Annotated in this window: 13 protein-coding genes; 8 read left to right on the top strand and 5 right to left on the bottom strand. The window is 72.1% G+C overall.

Going from position 1 to position 21,736, the window contains the following annotated elements; translation table 11 throughout:
* Positions 1-4: 4 nt before the first annotated feature.
* Positions 5-574 carry a hypothetical protein gene (locus AC4MBH_RS20945; RefSeq protein WP_491797343.1) on the top strand — a complete coding sequence of 190 codons (570 nt, stop codon included), beginning with the start codon at positions 5-7 and terminating at the stop codon, positions 572-574.
* A gap of 77 nt (positions 575-651) precedes the next feature.
* Here the strand turns inward: AC4MBH_RS20945 and AC4MBH_RS20940 are convergent, their stop codons facing one another.
* The 4 genes from AC4MBH_RS20940 to AC4MBH_RS20925 all read right to left on the bottom strand — a co-directional run bounded on the left by AC4MBH_RS20940 (position 652) and on the right by AC4MBH_RS20925 (position 3,834).
* The gene (locus AC4MBH_RS20940) at positions 652-1,605 is read right to left on the bottom strand and encodes an electron transfer flavoprotein subunit alpha/FixB family protein (RefSeq protein WP_491797342.1); all 954 of its coding nucleotides are present in this window, start codon (positions 1,603-1,605) and stop codon (positions 652-654) included.
* A gap of 38 nt (positions 1,606-1,643) precedes the next feature.
* The gene (locus AC4MBH_RS20935; RefSeq protein ID WP_491797341.1) at positions 1,644-2,447 is read right to left on the bottom strand and encodes an electron transfer flavoprotein subunit beta/FixA family protein; all 804 of its coding nucleotides are present in this window, start codon (positions 2,445-2,447) and stop codon (positions 1,644-1,646) included.
* A gap of 188 nt (positions 2,448-2,635) precedes the next feature.
* A complete protein-coding gene (locus tag AC4MBH_RS20930) occupies positions 2,636-3,049 on the bottom strand; it encodes a hypothetical protein (protein ID WP_491797340.1) in 414 nt (137 codons plus the stop codon).
* A gap of 5 nt (positions 3,050-3,054) precedes the next feature.
* Positions 3,055-3,834 carry an enoyl-CoA hydratase/isomerase family protein gene (locus tag AC4MBH_RS20925; protein WP_491797339.1) on the bottom strand — a complete coding sequence of 260 codons (780 nt, stop codon included), beginning with the start codon at positions 3,832-3,834 and terminating at the stop codon, positions 3,055-3,057.
* A gap of 66 nt (positions 3,835-3,900) precedes the next feature.
* On the opposite strand from AC4MBH_RS20925, the gene glgX reads away from it, so the two are divergent.
* Positions 3,901-6,042: a glycogen debranching protein GlgX gene (glgX, locus tag AC4MBH_RS20920; protein ID WP_491797338.1), complete on the top strand. Its 2,142-nt coding sequence runs from the start codon at positions 3,901-3,903 to the stop codon at positions 6,040-6,042.
* A gap of 86 nt (positions 6,043-6,128) precedes the next feature.
* Positions 6,129-7,709: an alkaline phosphatase D family protein gene (locus AC4MBH_RS20915; RefSeq protein ID WP_491797337.1), complete on the top strand. Its 1,581-nt coding sequence runs from the start codon at positions 6,129-6,131 to the stop codon at positions 7,707-7,709.
* A gap of 135 nt (positions 7,710-7,844) precedes the next feature.
* On the opposite strand, the gene glgP is transcribed toward AC4MBH_RS20915, so the two are convergent.
* Complete coding sequence (glgP, locus tag AC4MBH_RS20910) at positions 7,845-10,445, bottom strand: alpha-glucan family phosphorylase (protein WP_491797336.1); 2,601 nt, start codon at positions 10,443-10,445, stop codon at positions 7,845-7,847.
* 79 nt (positions 10,446-10,524) lie between these two features.
* Between glgP and AC4MBH_RS20905 the strand changes: the two genes are divergently transcribed.
* The 5 genes from AC4MBH_RS20905 (at position 10,525) to glgB (ending at position 21,735) form a co-directional block, all read left to right on the top strand.
* The gene (locus AC4MBH_RS20905; protein WP_491797335.1) at positions 10,525-14,043 is read left to right on the top strand and encodes a M36 family metallopeptidase; all 3,519 of its coding nucleotides are present in this window, start codon (positions 10,525-10,527) and stop codon (positions 14,041-14,043) included.
* Positions 14,044-14,268: 225 nt separating this feature from the next.
* Positions 14,269-16,284 (top strand): alpha-1,4-glucan--maltose-1-phosphate maltosyltransferase, encoded by a 2,016-nt coding sequence (locus AC4MBH_RS20900; protein ID WP_491797334.1) that lies wholly within the window; start codon positions 14,269-14,271, stop codon positions 16,282-16,284.
* Positions 16,281-18,050, top strand: coding sequence for a maltose alpha-D-glucosyltransferase (gene treS / locus AC4MBH_RS20895; RefSeq protein ID WP_491797333.1), 1,770 nt, complete (start codon positions 16,281-16,283; stop codon positions 18,048-18,050). Before AC4MBH_RS20900 ends, treS begins: the two co-directional genes overlap by 4 nt.
* Complete coding sequence (locus AC4MBH_RS20890) at positions 18,047-19,453, top strand: maltokinase N-terminal cap-like domain-containing protein (RefSeq protein WP_491797332.1); 1,407 nt, start codon at positions 18,047-18,049, stop codon at positions 19,451-19,453. Before treS ends, AC4MBH_RS20890 begins: the two co-directional genes overlap by 4 nt.
* The gene (gene glgB, locus AC4MBH_RS20885; protein ID WP_491797331.1) at positions 19,450-21,735 is read left to right on the top strand and encodes a 1,4-alpha-glucan branching protein GlgB; all 2,286 of its coding nucleotides are present in this window, start codon (positions 19,450-19,452) and stop codon (positions 21,733-21,735) included. Before AC4MBH_RS20890 ends, glgB begins: the two co-directional genes overlap by 4 nt.
* The last annotated feature ends 1 nt before the right edge of the window (position 21,736 follow it).

The following is a 21,736-nucleotide window of genomic DNA, read 5'->3' as shown; positions in this document are numbered from 1 at the left end:
GCGCGTGACGCATCCTGGTCCCCCGCCCGGTCCGCTCGTCTCCCGGACCTCGTCCCGCCACGTGACCCCGGCGCAGATCGCCGTCGCCCTGTTCGCGCTCGTGGCCGCGGGCACCGTGCTCGTCAACCTCGTGCGGCTGCTGGTCGTCGACGACCTGTTCGACCCCGCGATGTTCGTCGGGTTCGGCTCCCTGGTCCTCGTCGGCGCGCTGGCGCTGCTGGCGCGGCTGCGCCGCACCCAGCTCTACGAGCTGCGGGTGGAGCCGTTGGGCATCCAGGTGCTGCGGGCCGGCACCCACCGCGCCTGGACGTGGGCCGAGATCGACCAGCTCTCGGTCATCAGCGGCGTGGAGCGACACCTGGTCATCGAGGACGCGCGCGCGGTCGAGGCGCGACGACGACTCCCACGCAGCGCGTCGGTCCAGCGGGCCGCCGGGCTGCCGCCGACCCTCGGGGTGCTCGTGCCCCTCGCCGGCATGGAGCCCGAGGAGCTCACGATCCTCAACGCCGTCCAGGCGTTCTCCGGCGGGCGCTTCCCGGGGCCGGAGATCCGCCCGCGGCTGCCCGGTCGCTGAGCCGCCGCCCCGACGACGACGACCCCGTCACCCGCAGCGCGGGTGACGGGGCCGTCGGACCTCGGACAGGCGCAGGCTCAGCCCTTGCGCTGCTCGATCTGCTCGGTGGCGGCGGGGAGCACCTTGTGCAGGTCGCCGACGACGCCGAGGTCGACGAGCTCGAAGATCGGCGCCTCCTCGTCCTTGTTGACCGCGATGATCGTCTTCGACGTCTGCATGCCGGCACGGTGCTGGATCGCACCCGAGATGCCGCCGGCGATGTAGAGCTGCGGCGAGACGGTCTTGCCGGTCTGGCCGACCTGGTAGCTGTGGGGCACCCAGCCGGAGTCGACCGCAGCGCGGGAGGCGCCGACCGCGGCGCCGAGCGCGTCGGCGAGTCCCTCCACGGCGGAGAAGTCGCCACCGGTGCCACGACCACCGGCGACCACCGCGGCGGCCTCGGTGAGCTCGGGGCGACCCGAGGCCTTGCGCGGCTGGGAGGCCACGATCTGCGCCTTCTTGGCCTTCTCGGAGATGGTCGCGGTGAACTCCTCGACGGTGCCGGCGGAGCCGACCTCCTCGACCGGCGCCGAGTTGGGCTTGACCGTGATCAGCGGGACGCCGTGGGTGACCTTGGCCTTGACGGTGAAGTTGCCGGCGAACACGCTCTGCGTGGTCACGCCGCCGTCCTCGACGTCGACGGCGTCGGTGATCAGGCCGGCGCCGATCTTGATGGCCAGGCGGGCGGCGACCTCCTTGCCCTCGAAGCCGGAGACGAACAGGACGCCGGCCGGCGACGTCTGCTCGACCAGCTGCTGGAGCGCCTCGGCCTTGGGGGCCACCAGGTAGCCCTTGATGTCGGCGTCGTCGACGACGTAGACCTTGTCGGCGCCGTGCTTGCCGAGCAGCTCGGCGGCTGCCGCGCCCTGGTCCTTCGGACCGAAGAACACGGCGGCGGGCTCGCCCAGCCGGCGGGCGAGCGTCAGGAGCTCGTAGGTGGGCTTGCGGACTGCGCCGTCGACGTGGTCGACGACAACCAGGACCTCAGACATGTGGTGTGCTCTCTTCCTTCTTGACCCGGCTCAGCCGCTCAGATGAACTTCTTGGACACGAGGTACTCGGTCAGCGCGGAGGCGCCGGACCCGTCCTCGTCCTTGACGATCTCGCCGGCCGAGCGCGGGGGGCGCTCGGTGGTGTCCTGGACCTCGCTCCACGCGACGGACAGGCCGACCTCGCCGGCGTCGACGCCCAGGTCGCCCAGCGAGTAGGTCTCCAGGGGCTTCTTCTTGGCCGCCATGATGCCCTTGAACGACGGGTAGCGCGCCTCGCCGGTCTGGTCGGTGACCGAGAGCACGAGCGGCATGGTGCCGCCGATGACCTCGGTGGCGGTGTCGCCGTCGCGCTTGACCCGGACCTGGTCGCCCTGGGTCTCGACGACCGAGGCGAGGGTCACCTGGGGCAGGTCGAGCCGCTCGGCGAGCATGGCCGGGATGACGGCACCGGCGGCGTCGGTCGACGACATGCCGCACATCACCAGGTCGGGGGTGCCGCCGATGCCCTCGGCGATCTTCTCCACGGCCTTGGCCAGCACCAGCGACGTGGCGATGTAGTCGGAGCCCGCGATCGCCTCGTCGCTGACGTGCACGCCCTGGTCGACGCCCATCTGCAGCGCCTTGCGGACGGCGTCGACCGCCTTGTCGGGGCCGACGCACAGCGCGGTGACCGTGACGTCGCCGTCGGACTTCTCCTTGATCTGGAGAGCCTGCTCGACGGCGTACTCGTCGAGCTCGGAGAGGAGCCCGTCGACGCCCACGCGGTCCACGGTGTTGTCCGACTCGAACCGCCGGTCGGCGGTGGCGTCGGGAACGTACTTCACACAGACGACAATGTTCATGGTGGTGTGGCCCCTGCGGGCCCCTCCTGATGCGATCGGTGGGCCGGACCGGCCCGGAGGATGCGACGAGGCCGAGGTTACCGCCGCGTCACCTCCGCGGGACCACCCGTCCGCCGTCCCAGGCGGGCGACGTGCCCGACATCACGTCGGCGGGTCGGATGTGAACGATCCAACCCGCCGAGGTGGGCTCAGGGACGGACGACCTTGTCGAGGAACTTGCCGAGGACGAGCCAGATGATGGCCGCGATGCCGTAGTTGAACAGCGCCGTCTTGACGTCGTCGATCTCCCCCTTCTTGTCGTCGAAGTCCTTGATCGGGTTGCCGAGGTCGAAGAACCCGAGGTCGACGTTGTCGGCCCGGGCGATGATCCACCGGACCAGGTCGTTGTCGGCGTTGGCGTCGAGCGCGATGAGCAGCGCCGCCAGCGCGAGGATCAGCGCGAAGAGCGAGCACACCGCCCAGAGCAGCCGGGCGATCAGGGTGCGCGCCTTGGCGGCGTCGAACGACGAGCCACGCCCCCCCTCGCCCGCCTCGGGCTTCGCGGTCTTCGCGGACTTGGTGGTCTTCGTGGTCTTCGTGGTCTTGGTGTCGTCGTCGGTCATGGTGATCAGCGCCCCTCGAACTCGGCCCTGCCTGGGCCGTTGGCGATGAACGATCGCATACCGGTCGTACGGTCCTCGGTCGCGAACACCGACGCGAACTGCAGGCGCTCGATCTCCAGGCCCGTCTCGAGGTCGGTCTCGAGGCCGCGGTCGATGCTCTCCTTGGCCGCGCGCAGGGCGTACGCCGCGGCGCGGGTGAACTGCCCGGCCCAGGCCACGGCGGCGTCGTAGACCTCGGCGGCGGGGACGAGCCGGTCGACCAGGCCCAGGGCGAGCGCCTCGTCGGCCGGGACGAACCGGCCGGTGAAGATGAGGTCCTTGGCCTTGCTCGGACCGATCAGGCGCGCGAGCCGCTGGGTGCCGCCGGCGCCGGGGATGATGCCGAGCAGGACCTCGGGCTGGCCGAACGTCGCGTCGTCGGCGGCGATGCGGTAGTCGGCGGCGAGCGCGAGCTCGCAGCCGCCGCCGAGCGCGTAGCCGGTGACGGCCGCGACGACCGGCTTGGGGATCCGCGCCACCGCGGTCACGGCCGACTGCACGCCGGCCCCGAGCCGGACCATGTCGGTGTAGGACAGGTCGGCCATCTCCTTGACGTCGTTGCCGGCCGCGAAGACCCGCTCGCCGCCGTGGACGACGACCGCCCGGACGTCGTCGCGCTCGGACGCCTCGGCCGCGACCTCGCGCAGCTCGGCCTGCACCTGCAGGCTGATCGCGTTCATCTTCGGCCGGTCGAGGCGGATGGTCCCGACCCCGTCGGCCACCTCCAGCCGCACGAACTCACCCATGTCGTCCCGTCCCTTCTCGGCCCCGCGGTCGATGCCGCCGTCGACCCCCTCCCTATCATTCCCCGCGTGTCCCCCGGCGTCTGGAGCGAGATCGGCGAGCGCGCCCCCGTCTGGCCGGGACGCCTCGAGCCGCTCGGCGCCACCTGGACCGCGGAGGCCACCAACTTCGCGGTGCACGCGCCGCGGGCCACCGCCGCCTGGGTGTGCCTGTTCGACGACGAGGGCCGCGAGACCCGCCACGAGCTCACCGAGCGCACCCTCGGCACCTGGCACGGCGCGCTGCCCGGCGTCGCGCCCGGGACGGCGTACGGCTTCCGGGTCGACGGCCCGTGGGACCCCGCCACCGGCGCCCGGTTCAACCCGGCCAAGCTGCTGCTCGACCCGTTCGCCCGCGCCGTCTGCGGCTCCTTCGTGCCCGACCGCGCGGTCTACGGCTTCGACGTCGACGACCCCGCCGAGCGCAGCGACCTCGACTCGGCGCCGTACGTGCCCCGCAGCGTGGTGGTCGCCCCGGAGCCCTTCGACTGGGGCGGGGGGCGTCCCCAGCGGCAGCGGTGGCGCGACACCGTCATCTACGAGCTGCACGTCAAGGGCACGACCGCGCTGCACGACCGGGTGCCCGAGCACCTGCGCGGCACCTACGCCGGGCTGGCCACGCCGGCGGTCACCGACTACCTGCGCGACCTCGGGGTCACCGCGGTGGAGCTGCTGCCGGTGCAGCAGTCGGTCTCGGAGCCTGCAGTGCTGGGTCGCGGGCTGGTCAACTACTGGGGCTACAACACGATCGGCTTCTTCGCCCCGCACGCGGCCTACTCCGCCTCGGGCGACCGGGGCGGTCAGGTCACCGAGTTCAAGGCCATGGTCAAGGCCTTCCACGACGCCGGCATCGAGGTCTTCCTCGACGTCGTCTACAACCACACCGCGGAGGCCGGCCCCGACGGGCCCACCCTGGCGTTCCGCGGGCTCGACGACCGCGCCTTCTACACCCGGGTCGACGAAACCCGTGACGGCTACTGGGACTCCACGGGGTGCGGCAACACCGTCGACACCGACGACCCGTTCGCGCTGCGGGTGATCCTCGACTCGCTGCGCTACTGGGCCGCGGAGATGCACGTCGACGGATTCCGCTTCGACCTGCTCTCCGCCCTGGCCCGCACCGACCGCGAGGTCGACATGCGCTCGCGGTTCATGACGGCCGTCGGCCAGGACCCGGTGTTGCGCGGGGTCAAGCTCATCGCCGAGCCCTGGGACGCCACCGCGGACGGCTACCAGGTCGGGCGGTGCCCCCCGCCCTGGGTGGAGTGGAACGACCAGTTCCGCGACACGATCCGCGACTTCTGGCGCGGGCAGTCGGTCGGGGTCCGCGACGTCGCGACCCGCCTCGCCGGGTCCTCGGACCTGTACGCCGACGACGGGCGCTCGCCGTACGCCTCGGTCAACTTCGTCACCGCCCACGACGGCTTCACCGTCCGCGACCTGGTCAGCCACGCCCGCAAGCACAACGAGGCCAACGGCGAGGGCAACCGCGACGGCACCGACGGCAACCGCTCGAGCAACCACGGCGTCGAGGGCGAGACCACCGACCCCGAGGTCGTCGCGCGGCGGCGACGGGCCGCGGCCAACCTGATGGCGACGCTGTGCCTGGCCAACGGGGTCCCGATGCTCACCGCCGGTGACGAGCGCGGGCGGACCCAGCGCGGCAACAACAACGCCTACTGCCAGGACAACGAGATCTCCTGGGTCGACTGGAGTGCCGACGACGCCTGGCTCGACGTGTACGAGACCACCAAGGCCGCCCTGCGCCTGCGCCGCGAGCACCCGGCGCTGCGCCAGCGGCACTGGTTCGAGGGGCGGCCGACGATGCGCGGCGGGCCCAAGGACCTCGCCTGGCTGCACCCCGCGGGCCACGAGATGACCGCCGCCGACTGGCACGACGGGTCGCTGGCGACGCTCGGGATGTTCGTCCTCGGCAGCCCGCTGCGCTCCCCCGGCCCGCGTGGCGAGCAGCAGTCCGACCGGTCCTTCGTGCTGTGGTTCCACGCCGGGCCAGACCCGATCGACCTGCTGGTCCCCCAGGACCACCTGCTCCGCGCGGGCGAGGTCGTGCTGTCCACCGACCCCGCCGTCGCCGTCGGCACGAGCGTCGGCGACGGGCAGTCGCTGCGGTTGTCCGGCCCGTGCGTGGTGGTGCTGCGCGAGGCGTCCTGAACGGCGGACGAACAACCGCGGACGGCTCGGCGACAAGGCCGCGCGCACCCTGGCGAGTCGCCGACGGCCTTCCTAGCGTGCTCGCCGTGGAGACCTTCTCGGACCCTGGCCGGCGCGACTTCCTGCGGACCGTCGGCGGCGTCGCCGGCCTGGCCGCCGTCGCCCTCACCCCCCTCGACCACGCCCTCGCCGGTCCCGGCCGGCCGCGGGGCAACCCGTTCAACCTCGGCATCGCCAGCGGCGCCCCGTGCGCCGACGGCGTGGTCCTGTGGACCCGTCTCGTGCCCGAGCCGCTGGCACCCGACGGCGGGATGCCGGCCCGGCCGACCGCCGTGGAGTGGCAGGTCTCAGCCGACCCGCGCTTCCGCCGGGTGGTCCGCTCCGGGTCGGTCCGCGCCCTGCCCGAGCTGGCCCACTCCGTCCACGTCGAGGTCGACGGTCTCGCCCCGGACGCCGAGTGGTTCTACCGGTTCCGGTGGGGCGGGCACGTCTCCGAGACCGGCCGCACCCGGACCGCGCCCCGGCCCGACGCCCGCGTCGGCCGGCTCGACTTCGCGTTCGCCTCCTGCCAGAACTGGGGCGACGGCTACTACCCCTCCTACCGCCACCTCGCCGAGGACGACCTCGACCTGATGGTCTTCCTGGGCGACTACGTCTACGAGGGTGGGCTCGGCGCGACCGGCCGCGAGCGCGCCGTCCCGGTCCCCGACGTCCACCGCGCCGCGCCCGAGGACCGGGCCGGGTGGCGACTGCGCTACACCCTCTACAAGTCCGACCCCGACCTGCAGCGGCTGCACGCGCGGGTGCCGTGGCTGGTCACCTGGGACGACCACGAGGTCGTCAACGACTACGCCGGCACCCAGTCGCAGTACGCCGGCGGCGAGGACATCTCGGCGCTGCGGGCCGCGGCCTACCAGGCGTGGTACGAGCACCAACCGGTGCGCCTCTCGTCGCGGCCGACCGCCGACGGCGGCGCCCGGATCCACCGCAGGCTGCGCTGGGGCCGGCTGGCCCAGATCGACCTCGTCGACGGGCGTCAGCACCGCTCCGTGCCGCCCTGCGGGTGGGGCGAGGCCGACGCGTGCGACGCGGCGTACGACCCCGACGTCACGATGCTCGGCCGCGAGCAGGAGAGCTGGCTCTACCGCGGCCTGGTCCGCTCCCGGGCGCAGTGGGACATCCTGGCCAGCAACGTGATGCTGGCCCGGCTCGACCACGACGGACCGGCCGGCGACCGGCTCTGGCACGACGCGTGGGACGGCTTCCCGGCCGCGCGGCAGCGCCTCATCCGCGCCTGGCAGCGCGCCGGCACCCGCAACCCGGTCGTGATCACCGGCGACTGGCACTCCACCTTCGTCAACGACATCCACGCCGACTTCGACCGCCCCGACAGCCCGGTCGTGGCGACCGAGCTCGTCGGCACCTCGATCTCCTCCAACGGCGACCGCACGCCGTACGGGCCCTACTACGGCCCGATGGTCCCGTTCAACCCGCACATCAAGTTCTTCGACGGCGACCGCCGCGGGCACGTGCGCGTCTCGGTCGACCGCCACCGGTTCCGCGCCGACCTGCAGATGGTCCGCACCGTCACCCGCCCGGACGCCGAGCAGTACACGTTCGCGTCGTTCGCGGTGCGCGACGGCAAGCCGGGGGCCGTGCGGCTCTGACCCGACGGTGGTCGAGCCGCGTGGGGGTGGTCTCGAGACGGGCCTGGCGGCCCTCCTCGACCAGCGTGGGTGACCCACGGTGGTCGAGGAGGTTGCGCTAGCAACCGTCTCGAGACCACCGCAGGGTGACAGACCTCAGGCGGTGGCGACGACGCCGAGCTCGGCGTACGACGTCAGCAAGCCGTTGCTCGGGACCACGCGGACCGTGTAGCCGAACGGGCCGCTGCGGGTGAGCGCGACCTCGCCGTCGAAGCGGTGCCGGCCTCCCTCGTAGGACTCGACCAGCGCCAGCGGGACGGCGGTGGTGTCGACGAGGGAGTCGTCGGACTGCGCGCGGCCGTGCACGAGCTGGACCTCGACGTCGGCGGCGCCCAGCTCGCCCAGGCAGACGAAGGCCCGCACGGTGAGGGTGACCCCGACCTCGGCAGCGTCGCCGACGCCGCTGGACTCGACGTGCTCGACCCGGACCTCCGGCCAGCCGCCCTTGACCCGCGCCTTCCACGCCGCGAGCTCGCGCGCGCCGTCGTAGTCGCTGTTGAGCGCGCGGGCGTTGATCGCGGCGGGGGCGTAGAGCTGGCGCACGTAGTCGCGCACCATCCGGGTCGCGAGCACCTTGGGGCCCAGCGACTTCAGCGTGTGGCGCAGCATCTCGACCCAGCGGGTCGGGACGCCGTCGTGGTCGAGGTCGTAGAAGCGGGGGGCGACCTCGTTCTCGATGAGGTCGTAGAGCGCCGCCGCCTCGAGGTCGTCGCGCTTGTCGACGTCGTCGACGCCGTCGGCGGTCGGGATCGCCCAGCCGTTGTCGCCGTCGTACCACTCGTCCCACCAGCCGTCGAGGACCGAGAGGTTGAGGCCACCGTTGAGCGCGGCCTTCATGCCGGAGGTGCCGCAGGCCTCGTAGGGGCGCAGCGGGTTGTTGAGCCACACGTCGCAGCCGGGGTAGAGCGGCTTGGCCATCGCGATGTCGTAGTTGGGCAGGAAGACGATCCGGTGCCGCACGGCGGGGTCGTCGGAGAGCCGGACGATGTCCTGGATGAGCTTCTTGCCGCCGTCGTCGGCCGGGTGGGCCTTGCCGGCGATGACGAGCTGGACCGGGCGCTCGGGGTGCAGCAGCAGCGCCTTGAGCCGCTCGGGCTCGCGCATCATCAGCGTCAACCGCTTGTACGACGCCGCGCGCCGCGCGAAGCCGATCGTCAGCACGTCGGGGTCGAGCGCGTCGTCGATCCACTTCAGCTCGGCCCGGGCGGCGCCGCGCTTCTCCCACGACCTGGCGAGCCGCTTGCGGGCGTCGAGGACGAGCCGGTGGCGCAGGGTGCGCTTGACCGACCAGATGTCGGACCCAGGCACCTTGTCGACCGCGGCCCAGAAGCCGTCGGCGTCGTCACCGTCGCCGTGGGCGCCGTGCGCGGTCGCCAGGGCGAACACCTCGCGGGCGACCCACGTGGGCGCGTGCACACCGTTGGTGATCGAGCCGATCGGGACCTCGGCCTCGTCGAAGGCCGGCCACAGGCCGTTGAACATGCCGCGGCTGACCTCGCCGTGCAGGGCCGAGACGCCGTTGGCGCGCTGGGCCAGGCGGAACCCCATCACGGCCATGTTGAACACGCCGCCGTCGCCGCCGGCGTAGTCCTCGGTGCCGAGGGCCAGGATGCGGTCGGTGGGGACGCCGGGCGTGGCGCCGGCGTCCTCGCTGAGGTACTGCGCGACCAGGCTCCGCGGGAAGCGGTCGATCCCGGCCGGGACCGGGGTGTGGGTGGTGAACACGGTCGAGGCGCGGCCGACCTCGACGGCGGTGTCGAAGTCGAGGCCGGGCCCGCCCTCGGCGACGGTGAGCTCGCGGATGCGCTCGACGCCGAGGAAGCCGGCGTGGCCCTCGTTGGTGTGGAAGACCTCGGGGTCGGGCGCCCCGGTGATACGCGAGTAGGCCCGCAGGGCGCGGACGCCGCCGACGCCGAGCAGCAGCTCCTGGCGCAGGCGGTGCTCGGAGGTGCCGCCGTACAGGCGGTCGGTCACGTCGACGTAGTGCTCGGGGTTGCCCTCGACGTCGGTGTCGAGCATCAGCAGCGGCACCCGGCCGACGCTGGCCACCCAGATCCGGGCGATCAGGTCGGGGCCGTCGGGCATCTGGATCGAGATCGCGGCGCGCGAGCCGTCGGCCTCGCGCAGCAGCGAGATCGGCAGCTCGTCGGGGTCGAGGACCGGGTAGGTCTCCTGCTGCCAGCCCTCGCGGGAGAGCGACTGCTTGAAGTAGCCGTGCTTGTAGAGCAGGCCGACGCCGACGATCGGGACGCCGAGGTCGCTGGCGGCCTTGAGGTGGTCGCCGGCCAGGATGCCGAGGCCGCCGGAGTACTGCGGCAGGACGGCGGTGATGCCGAACTCGGGCGAGAAGTAGGCGATGGCGCGCGGGCCGGGCCCACCGGACCCGCCGTCGGCGGCCACCTTGCGCTGGTACCACCGGTCGGCGGTCAGGTAGTGCTCGAGGTCGGCCCGGGCGGCCCGCAGCCGCTCCCGGAAGCCCTCGTCGGCGGCGAGCTCGTCGAAGCGCTGGCGGCTCACGGCGCCGAGCAGCTTGACCGGGTCGCGGCCCGTGGACTCCCACAGGTCGGGGTCGACCTCGGCGAAGACGTCCTGGGTCTCCGGGTGCCACGACCACCGCAGGTTGCCGGCGAGGTCGCCGAGCGGGGCCAGGGCCTCGGGGAGGACGGGACGGACGGTGAACCGACGGATAGCACGCACGGGGCGACGCTAGCGCTGTTTGTTGGATCGATCCAATGTCTGTCGCATAACGTGGGACGCGGCCCGCCGTTGTCCCGGCATGACCTCGCTCCCGTCGCGTCGCAGCCGTTGCACGGTCGCGGCGATCGCCCTGCTGACCGCCACCCTGGTCCCGGGCCTGAACCAGCTGCCGGCCCTGGCCGACGACCCCGCTCCGGTGCCGGACCTGTCCACCACGTTCCGCGGCATCGGCGACGCCGTCGACGGCCTGGAGCCCGTCGACAGCCGCGGTCGCGCGCTGCCGAGCCTGACCCAGCGCCGGGCCGCCGGCCGGCTCGGTGCGGTCGACCTGCGCTGGAACCGCTTCGGCACCCCGGCCTCGATCCTCCCGGCCGACGGCGTGCTCGCGAGGGCCGTCTCCTCCGACCCGGTCCGGGCCGCCCGGGCATGGCTGAGCGCCAACGCCGCGGTCTTCGGCATCTCCCGCTCCCAGGTCGCCGGCATGCAGGCCATCGACCAGCGGCTCGTCGGTTCCGACGCCCACGCGGTGTTCTTCCGGCAGACCTTCGACGGCCTGCTGCCCGCGATCGGCAGCGCGGTGACCGTCGGGGTCGGCAAGGGCGAGATCACCTACGTGTCGTCGTCGATCACCAGGACGACCGAGCAGCCCCCGGCGGCCGAGATCGGCCCCGCCGAGGGCTGGCTGAAGGCCGCAGCTGACGTCGGCCTCGACCTCCCCGGCGACCTCGGCACCATCCGCCGCACCACCAGCGGCGGCTGGACGCGGCTCGACGTGCCCGGGCTCCTGCAGGAGCAGCAGGTGCGCCTGCGGGCGCTGGCCTCGGCCGACGGCTCGGTGCGGCCGGTGCTCGAGGCCAACGTCGTCGACGTGCAGGGCGGCGAGTCCTCGGCGTACACCGTCCTGGTCGACGGGGTGACCGGCCGCGTCCTGCACCGGCAGAACAAGGTGCTCAACCACAGCGACCTCACGTCGTCGCCATCGACCGTGGTGACCCCCGCCTCCGTGGGCGGGCTGGCCCGCAGCGAGGGCGCGTTCCCGTTCCTGGGCGCGATCACCGCCACGTCCTGCGGCCCGCGGCACCCGTTCGTGCTCTCCGACGCCCGGACGCGGTCGATCGCGATCGTCGCCTCGGCGGTCAACCCCGCCAACGACATCACCGTCAACCTCTACGGCCCCGGCGGCACGCTGCTCGCCTCCCAGGACCTGCTGACCAGCCCCGAGGCGCTGCAGTACTCGGCCGCCAGCATCCCGGCCGGCACCTACCGGGCCGAGGTGTGCCCGTTCGACGACACGGCGCTGGTCGGCCCCGGCAACTACGCCGCCACCGTCGTCACCAGCGACCAGGCCGTCGGCACCGGCGGTGGCGGCAGCCGCGCCTACAACCCGCGCTGGCGCTTCTTCCCGGCCAACCCCACCCTCGACTCACCGCGCCAGACCCCCCGCAACTCCCGGGTCGGCTGCTGGCTCACCGCACGCGGCTGCACGCTGCCGACCGGCCGGCTCAACAACGTCGGCGCCTTCGGCCCCTGGGACACCCTCCCCGCGACCGGTGCCACCACGACGACCACCAGCGGCAACAACGCGCTGACCCGCGAGGCGTGGGCCAGCCCGCTCACGCCGGGCGGGCTGCTGCAGGCCCCGGTCTCGGTCACCGGCGACTACGCGCTCCCCTTCACGGACGCCTGGAACAACTCCCGGTGCAACCCGGCCGAGCTGCGTCCCGGCGGCAACGACATCTTGTTCTCGGTGGCCAACCTGTTCGCCTCCCACAACCGGATGCACGACTACTCCTACTACCTCGGGTTCACCGAGAAGGCCTACAACCTGCAGGTCGACAACGTCGGCCGGGGCGGGCTCGACGTCGACCCCGAGATCGGCAACGCCCAGGCCGGCGCCATCGGCGGTCTCCAGAGCGGTCTCGGTCGCGACAACGCCAACCAGATCGCCCTGCAGGACGGCGTCCCCGGCATCACCAACCAGTACCTGTTCCAGCCGATCGCCGGCGCCTTCTACTCCCCGTGCACCGACGGCGGCCTCGACATGGGCATCGTCGGTCACGAGTACACCCACGCCATCAGCAACCGGATGGTCGGCGGGCCCGACGAGGGCCTGACCTCCGAGCAGGGCGGCGCCATGGGCGAGTCGTGGAGCGACCTGGTGGCGGGTGAGTACCAGTTCAGCCACGGCTACTCCAACGGCGGCAACATCTGGGCCGTCGGCGCCTACGCCACCGGCAACCTGACGACCGCGATCCGCGACTACGCGATCAACAAGAACCCGCTCAACTACTCCAACTACGGCTTCGACACCACCGGGCCCGAGGTGCACTCCGACGGCGAGATCTGGAACGGCACGCAGTGGGAGGTGCGCCAGGCGCTGGTGCGGAAGTACAACCGGAAGTTCCCCTACGCGGACAAGAAGCTGCAGCTCGAGTGCGCCCAGGCCCACCCGATCAAGGGCGTGCTGCGGCCCTACAAGTGCCCGGGCAACCGGCGCTGGGTGCAGCTGCTGTTCGACTCGTTCCTGCTGCAGCAGGGCGCCACCTCGATGCTCGACGCCCGCGACGCCATGATCGCGGCCGACAAGCTCCGGTTCGGCGGCGCCAACCGCCAGGTCCTCTGGGACGCGTTCGCCCGCCGCGGCATGGGCGTCGGCGCCTCCGCCAAGGACGGCGACGACACCCGCCCGCGGCCCAGCTTCAAGACCGTCGGCGACCGCAAGCGCAACGTCAGGGTCGTCTTCGCCGGCCAGGGTCCCGGCAAGGTCTTCGTCGGGGACTACGAGGCCCGCTCGCGCCACGTGGCCGACCTGTCCCGCGCGACCAGGATGAAGCCGTCGGCGTACTTCGCGCCCGGCACCTACGACATGCTCTACGTCGGCACGACCCGGGGCTTCATGCGGTTCACGATGACCGTCGCCGCGGGTCGCCGGACGCAGGTCGTGCGGATCGCGACGAGCAAGAACGTCGCCGCCGCCCGGTCGGGCGCCAAGGTCATCCGCGCCACCAGCGGCTCGCGCAAGCCCGGGCAGCTGATCGACGGCACCGAGGTCCTCGGGTGGGGCGTCGCCACCGGCGGCAACGTCGACGCCACCAAGCCGTCGATCGCGGTCGACCTCGCCGGGAGGAAGCCGGTCACGGTGCGCACGGTCGGGGTCAGCGCACTGCTGCGTCCGGCCTACCCGGCCGACCAGGACGCCGGCTCGCGGTTCACCGCGCTGCGCAGGTTCGCCGTCGAGGCGTGCGTCAGGGCGTGCTCGTCGGGTGCGGCGAGGTGGAAGCGGGTCTTCGTGTCGAAGAGCAACGCGTTCCCGTCGACGCGGCCGCGACCGGTCGCCCCGACGCTCAACATGCGGGCCTTCGCGATCCGGCCCACCCGGGCGTCCGCGCTGCGGCTCGTGGTCCTGGAGAACCAGTGCACCGGCTTCGCCGGGTACGCCGGCGAGCAGGACGCCGACCCAACCAACACCACCGACTGCAAGGCCGGGTCCGACCGCGGCACCATCGCGCACGTGGCGGAGCTCCAGGCCTTCACGACGAGGTTCCCCGGCTGGCGCTCGTCGTACGGCATCGACAACCCGCAGCGGTCGTTCCGCTGACGCTGACCGACGATGGTCGAGGAGGTTGCGCTAGCCACCGTCTCGAGACCTGGTGGGGTGCACGGGCGGCGCGCGCACCGTCGGTTGGTACCTCACCGGGTCTCGACGCGCGGTCGCGACCTCGTTCCTCGGTCGCGCGCTTGCTCGACCTGCGCCGGCCCACGCCGGCCGCTCGTTCCTCGCGGTCGACTGCCGGCTTGCTGGCTTCACCCCGCCGGGAGTTGCATGCTTCGGCGGCGACCCGCAAGGGTGGATCGCATGGTCGGACGCATTCCTGTTCTGGACGTCCACCCGGTGGTGGACCTTGGGCGACTCCCCAGCAAGGCAACAGTCGGCGAGCCCTTCCCGGTGTCGGCGACGATCTTCCGCGAGGGGCACGACAAGCTCGACGCGGAGGTGGTGCTCATCTCGCCGCGCGGCAAGGCCCGGCCGCCGGTGCGGATGGTCAAGCTCGACGACCCGGTGGACCGGTACCAGGCCTGGGTGACGCCCGACAAGCCCGGCGCCTGGACGTTCGAGGTGCGCGCCTGGGCCGACCCCGTCGCCACCTGGCAGCACGCCGCGGGCATCAAGATCCCCGCCGGCATCGACGTCGAGCTGATGTTCACCGAGGGGCGGCTGCTGCTCGAGCGGGTCCGCGCCGAGGTGAAGAAGGGGCCCGACGCCGCCGTCCTGGACGGTGCCCTGGCGGCCGCCGCCGACACCGAGCGGCCCGCCGAGGCGCGGCTCGCGCAGCTGCAGGCCGACGACGTGACCCGCGTGCTGGCGGCGTACCCGCTGCGCGACCTGCTCACCACGGCGGGCCCCTACCGCGCCTTCGCCGACCGCGAGCGCGCGCTCTACGGCAGCTGGTACGAGTTCTTCCCGCGCTCCGAGGGCGCCTTCGTCGACGAGCAGACCGGCAAGGTCGTCAGCGGCACCTTCACCACCGCCGCCGAGCGGCTCGAGGCCGTGGCCGCGATGGGCTTCGACGTCATCTACCTGCCGCCGATCCACCCCATCGGCGAGGTCAACCGCAAGGGACCCAACAACACCCTGACCCCGGGCCCCGACGACCCCGGGTCGCCGTGGGCCATCGGCAGCAAGGACGGCGGGCACGACGCCATCCACCCCGACCTCGGCACGTTCGACGACTTCGACGCCTTCGTCGCCCGCGCCCGCGAGCTCGGCCTGGAGGTCGCGCTCGACCTGGCCCTGCAGTGCGCCCCCGACCACCCGTGGGTGGAGAGCCACCCCGAGTGGTTCACCACCCGTGCCGACGGCACGATCGCCTACGCGGAGAACCCGCCGAAGAAGTACCAGGACATCTACCCGGTCAACTTCGACAACGACCCCAAGGGCATCTCCCGCGAGGTGCTGCGCACCGTCAAGCTGTGGATGAAGCGCGGCGTCCGGATCTTCCGGGTCGACAACCCGCACACCAAGCCGCTGATGTTCTGGGAGTGGCTGCTCGGCGAGGTGCGCCGCAACGACCCGGACGTGCTGTTCCTGTCCGAGGCGTTCACCAGGCCGCCGATGATGCACGGCCTGGGTTCCGTCGGCTACCACCAGAGCTACACGTACTTCACCTGGCGCACCGCGCGCTGGGAGATCGAGGAGTACCTGCGCGAGGTCAGCAGCGAGTCCGACCACGTGATGCGACCGAACTTCTTCGTCAACACCCCCGACATCCTCCACGAGTTCCTGCAGTACGGCGGCCCGGCGGCGTTCAAGATCCGCGCGGCGCTCGCGGCGCTCAGCGTGCCCAGCTGGGGCGTCTACGCCGGCTACGAGCTGTTCGAGCACGTCGCGGTGAAGCCCGGCAGCGAGGAGTACCTGGACTCGGAGAAGTACCAGGTGCGGATCCGCGACTGGGACGCCGCCGAGGCCGAGGGCCGCTCGCTGGCGCCGTACCTGACCCGGCTCAACGAGATCCGCCGCGAGCACGTCGCGCTGCAGCGGCTGCGCAACATCACCATCCACGCCGCCGACGACGAGAACGTGCTCGTCTTCAGCAAGCGGTCCGCGCTGCCCGACGGCACCGACGACACCGTCATCGTGGTGATCAACCTCGACCCGCACGCCGCCCGGGAGACCACGGTGCACCTGGACCTGCCGGCGCTGGGCCTGGCGTGGGACGACACGTTCGTCGTCCACGACGAGATCACCGGTGCCGACTGGACCTGGGGCGAGCACGACTACGTGCGGCTCGACCCGCACGACGAACCCGCCCACGTGCTGACCCTGAGGAGCAACGCTTGAGCAAGCCGCCGACGACCGAGATCGAGGTCAGTCCGGCCACCACCGGGGAGCCCGTGGAGCAGCCCGTGCTGCCGGCCCACCCCGGGGACCCGGTCAACCAGACACCCGACTGGTTCAAGACCGCGGTCTTCTACGAGGTGATGGTCCGCAGCTTCCGCGACTCCAACGGCGACGGCACCGGCGACTTCAAGGGCCTGACCGAGAAGCTCGACTACCTGCAGTGGCTCGGCGTCGACTGCCTGTGGGTGCCGCCGTTCTTCTCCTCGCCGCTGCGCGACGGCGGCTACGACGTGGCCGACTACACCGACATCCTCCCCGAGGCCGGCACCGTCGACGACTTCCACCACTTCCTCGACGAGGCGCACGCCCGCGGGATCCGGGTGATCATCGACTTCGTGGCCAACCACACCAGCGACCAGCACCCGTGGTTCCAGGCCAGCCGCGAGGACCCCGAGGGCCCCTACGGCGACTTCTACGTGTGGTCCGACACCGACGAGAAGTACCAGGACGCGCGGGTCATCTTCGTCGACACCGAGCCGTCCAACTGGACCTGGGACCCCGTGCGGCAGCAGTACTTCTGGCACCGGTTCTTCTCCCACCAGCCCGACCTGAACTACGACAACCCGAAGGTCCACGACGCGATCCTCGAGGCCATCTCGTTCTGGTTCGACATGGGGCTGGACGGGTTCCGGCTCGACGCCGTCCCCTACCTCTACGTCCGTGAGGGCACCAACGGCGAGAACCTGCCCGAGACGCACGAGTTCCTGCGCAAGGTCCGCCGCTTCGTCGACGAGAAGTACCCCGGCAAGGTGCTGCTCGCCGAGGCCAACCAGTGGCCCTCCGACGTCGTCGACTACTTCGGCGACTTCGAGTCCGGCGGCGACGAGTGCCACATGTGCTTCCACTTCCCGGTGATGCCGCGCATCTTCATGGCCGTCCGCCGCGAGTCGCGCTTCCCGATCTCGGAGATCCTGGAGCAGACGCCGCCGATCCCGTCGGGCTGCCAGTGGGGCATCTTCCTGCGCAACCACGACGAGCTCACCCTCGAGATGGTCAGCGACGAGGACCGCGACTACATGTGGGACGAGTACGCCAAGGACCCGCGGATGAAGGCCAACATCGGCATCCGCCGACGTCTCGCGCCGCTGCTCGACAACGACGTCAACCAGATCGAGCTGTTCAACGCGCTGCTGCTCTCGCTCCCCGGCTCCCCCGTCCTCTACTACGGTGACGAGATCGGGATGGGCGACAACATCTGGCTCGGTGACCGCGACGGCGTCCGGACACCGATGCAGTGGACCCCCGACCGCAACGCCGGCTTCTCGTCCGCGACGCCCGGCAAGCTGTTCCTCCCGGCGATCCAGGACCCGGTCTACGGCTACCAGAGCGTCAACGTGGAGTCGCAGCTGGAGAACCCGTCGTCGCTGCTGCACTGGAACCGCCGGATGATCCACGCCCGGCGCCAGCACCCGGCGTTCGGCCTCGGTGAGTTCCACGACCTCGGCGGGTCGAACTCCAGCGTGCTGTCCTACACCCGTGAGCACCAGGGCGACATCATCCTGTGCGTCAACAACCTCTCCCGCTTCCCGCAGCCGGTCGAGCTCGACCTGCGCCGGTTCGAGGGGATGGTGCCGTTCGAGCTGCTCGGGGGCGTGGAGTTCCCCCGCGTCGGCGAGCTCCCCTACCTGCTGACGCTCAGCGGCTACGGCTTCTACTGGTTCCGGCTGGTGCCGAGCGAGCACCCCGACGAGGGACAACTCCTGTGAGCGCCCCGAGCGACCAGCCCGGCGTCGACCTCGCCGCGATCGCGCCGTACCTCGCCCGCACGCGGTGGTTCGGTGGCAAGGGCCGCGAGCTCGCCGTCACCGGCGCGCGACGGCTCGGGCTCCTCGGCGGCGCCGAGGGCAGCCCGACGGTCGACGTGCTGATCGTCGAGCTGACCTACGCCGACGGCGCGCGCGAGATCGAGCACTACCAGGTGCCACTCAGCTACTACACCGAGCCCGAGCACCGGCTCGACCATGCCTTCGTCGGCTGGTGGGAGGACGCCGACCTGGGCTGGGTCCACGCCTACGACGCGCTCCACGACCGCGAGGCCACCCGGCTGTGGCTGCGGGCGTTCGGCGCCGCGGCACAGGCGCCCGTCGAGGCCGGCGGCCTGTCGTTCCACCGCACGCCCGAGCACGAGGTCGACCTCGAGGTCACCGGGTCGCTGTTCACCGGCGAGCAGTCCAACTCCTCGGTGGCCTTCGGCGAGGACTCCGTGCTCAAGCTGTTCCGCAAGGTGACCCCGGGACCCAACCCCGACATCACCACCCACGAGGCGCTGACGCGGGCCGGCTCGACCCACGTCGCCGACCTCTACGGCTGGGTGGAGGCCGACCTCGACGGCACCCCGACCCACCTCGCGATGCTGCAGCAGTTCCTGCGTACCGCCACCGACGGGTGGGACCTCGCCCTGACCAGCGTCCGCGACCTGCTGGCCGACCCCGAGCACGCCGCCCGCGAGGCCGGCGGCGACTTCTCGGGCGAGTCGGGCCGGCTCGGCGAGGCCCTGCGCGAGGTGCACGCCGACCTCCGCGGCGCGTTCGCCGCCGGAACCGTCCCGGCCGAGCAGATCGCCGCGCAGATGCGGGAACGGCTGACCAGGGCGGTCGACGTCGTCCCCGGCCTGGCCGACCACGCCCCGGCGCTGGAGGCGCTGTACGCCCGGCTCGCCGACCTCGGCACCCTCGAGGTGCACACCGTCCACGGCGACCTGCACCTGGGCCAGACCATGCGTACCTCCTCGGGCTGGAAGATCGTCGACTTCGAGGGCGAGCCGGCCAAGACGCTGGCCGAGCGGCTGCTGCCCGACTCCCCGTGGCGCGACGTCGCCGGCATGCTCCGGTCCTTCGACTACGCGCCCCACGTCGCGGCCCGCCAGCGCGAGGACGACGACGCCGAGGCGGCCGAGCGCCAGGCCCGCGGCCGCGAGTGGACCGACCGCCAGCAGCGCTACTTCCTCTCCGCCTACGCCGGCGGCGACCTGACGCCCGAGCAGCGCACGCTCGTCAGCGCCTACACGGCCGACAAGGCCGTCTACGAGACCGTCTACGAGACCCGCAACCGACCTGCCTGGGTCGACATCCCCCTGGCCGCCGTCGCGCGGATCGGAGCCACGACATGACCACGCCCGACGCCCAGCCCCCGACCACCCCGACGGGCCTGACTCCCCTGTCCGTCCCGCGCGGCGAGCTCGACCAGATCCTGCGCGGTGACCACGGCCACCCGCACGCGATCCTCGGCCCGCACGCCCACGAGGGACCGGCCGGGCCGCAGGTCACGTTCCGCACCCTCAAGCCGCTCGCCGAGCGGGTCGCCGTCCGCCTGGGCGACACCGAGGTGCCGCTGGAGCACGAGCACGGCGGCATCTGGGTGGGCACCGCGGCGATGAGCGACGTGCCCGGCTACCGGCTGCGCGTCGACTACGGCCAGGGGCCGGTCGAGGTCGACGACCCCTACCGCTTCCTGCCGACGCTCGGCGAGGTCGACCTGCACCTGGTCAACGAGGGCCGCCACGAGAACCTCTGGCAGGTCCTCGGCGCCCGGGTCCACCACTACGAGGAGCCGCTCGGCGGCACGGTGAGCGGGACGTCGTTCGCGGTCTGGGCGCCGTCGGCGCGCGCCGTGCGGGTCAAGGGCGAGCTCAACTCCTGGGACGGGCGCGAGCACCCCATGCGCCAGCTCGGGCGGTCGGGCGTGTGGGAGCTGTTCGTGCCGGGCGCGGGCGCCGGGACGGCGTACAAGTTCGCGGTGCTCGGCGCCGACGACGTCTGGCGCGAGAAGGCCGACCCGATGGCCTGCCACGCCGAGGTCGCCCCGCACACGGCCTCCCGCGTCTTCGAGTCCACCCACCAGTGGGCCGACGACGAGTGGATGGCGGCACGCGCGTCCCGGCAGCCGGTCGCCGAACCGATGGCGGTCTACGAGATGCACCTCGGGTCGTGGAAGCGGCACCCGGGCGGGCGCTTCTGGTCCTACGACGAGATGGCCGACAACCTGGTCCCCTACCTGAGCGACCTGGGGTTCACCCACGTCGAGCTGATGCCGGTCATGCAGCACCCGTTCGGCGGGTCGTGGGGCTACCACGTGACGTCGTACTTCGCGCCCGACTCGCGCTTCGGCGACCCCGACGGCTTCAAGCGCCTCGTGGACCGGCTCCACCAGGCCGGCATCGGCGTCATCCTCGACTGGGTGCCCGGTCACTTCGCCACCGACGAGTGGGCCCTGGTCCGCTTCGACGGCACCCCCCTCTACGAGGACCCCAACCCCCAGCGCGGGTGGCACCAGGAGTGGGGCTCGCACATCTTCAACTTCGGCCGCCCCGAGGTGCGCAACTTCCTCTACGCCAACGCGCTCTACTGGCTCGAGGAGTTCCACGCCGACGGACTGCGGGTCGACGGCGTCGCCTCGATGCTCTACCTCGACTACGGCCGCGAGGAGGGCGAGTGGCAGCCGAACAAGGACGGCGGCCGCGAGAACCTCGAGGCCGTGCAGTTCCTGCAGGAGATGAACGCCACCGTCTACCGACGGGTCCCCGGCGTCTGCACGATCGCCGAGGAGTCGACCTCGTGGCCCGGCGTCACCGCCCCGACCTCCGAGGGCGGCCTGGGCTTCGGCTTCAAGTGGAACATGGGCTGGATGCACGACACCCTCGACTACCTGGCGCGGGAGCCGGTGCACCGGCAGTGGCACCACCACGACCTGACGTTCGCCATCACCTACGCCTGGACCGAGAACTTCTGCCTCCCGCTGTCCCACGACGAGGTCGTGCACGGCAAGGGGTCGCTGCTGCGCAAGATGCCGGGTGACCGGTGGCAGCAGCTCGCGACGCTGCGCGCCTACTACGCCTTCATGTGGGCCCACCCCGGCAAGCAGCTGCTCTTCATGGGCTGCGAGATCGGTCAGGAGTCGGAGTGGGCGGAGTCGCGCGAGCTCGACTGGTGGTTGCTCGAGCACCCCGAGCACCGCGGCCTGTCCGACCTGGTGCGTGACCTCAACCGGACCTACGTCGAGACGCGCGCCGCCTGGGCCGACGACGTCTCGGCCTCCGGTTTCGAGTGGGTCGACGCCGACGACGCCGCCCGCAACACCTACTCGTTCGTGCGGCGCAGCGAGGGAGACCCCGACCTCGTCTGCGTCTCGAACTTCGCCGCCACGCCGCACGACGGCTTCCGCCTGGGTCTGCCCAGCGCGGGCCTGTGGACCGAGGCGCTCAACACCGACGCCACCACCTACGGCGGCTCCGGCGTCGGCAACCTCGGCTCGGTGCTCGCGGTCGACGGGCAGCACGGCACGATGCCGGCCCACGCCGACATCGTGGTGCCGCCGCTCGCGACCCTGTGGCTCCGTCGCCAGTCGGTCGCCCCGACCACCACCCGGTCGGAGCAGCCCCAGCGACTAGCCTGAT

It is taken from the genome of Nocardioides sp. WJ219 (assembly GCF_058559815.1).
Note: the sequence above shows the minus strand (reverse complement) of the source record. Positions and strands in the feature narration are given on the sequence as shown.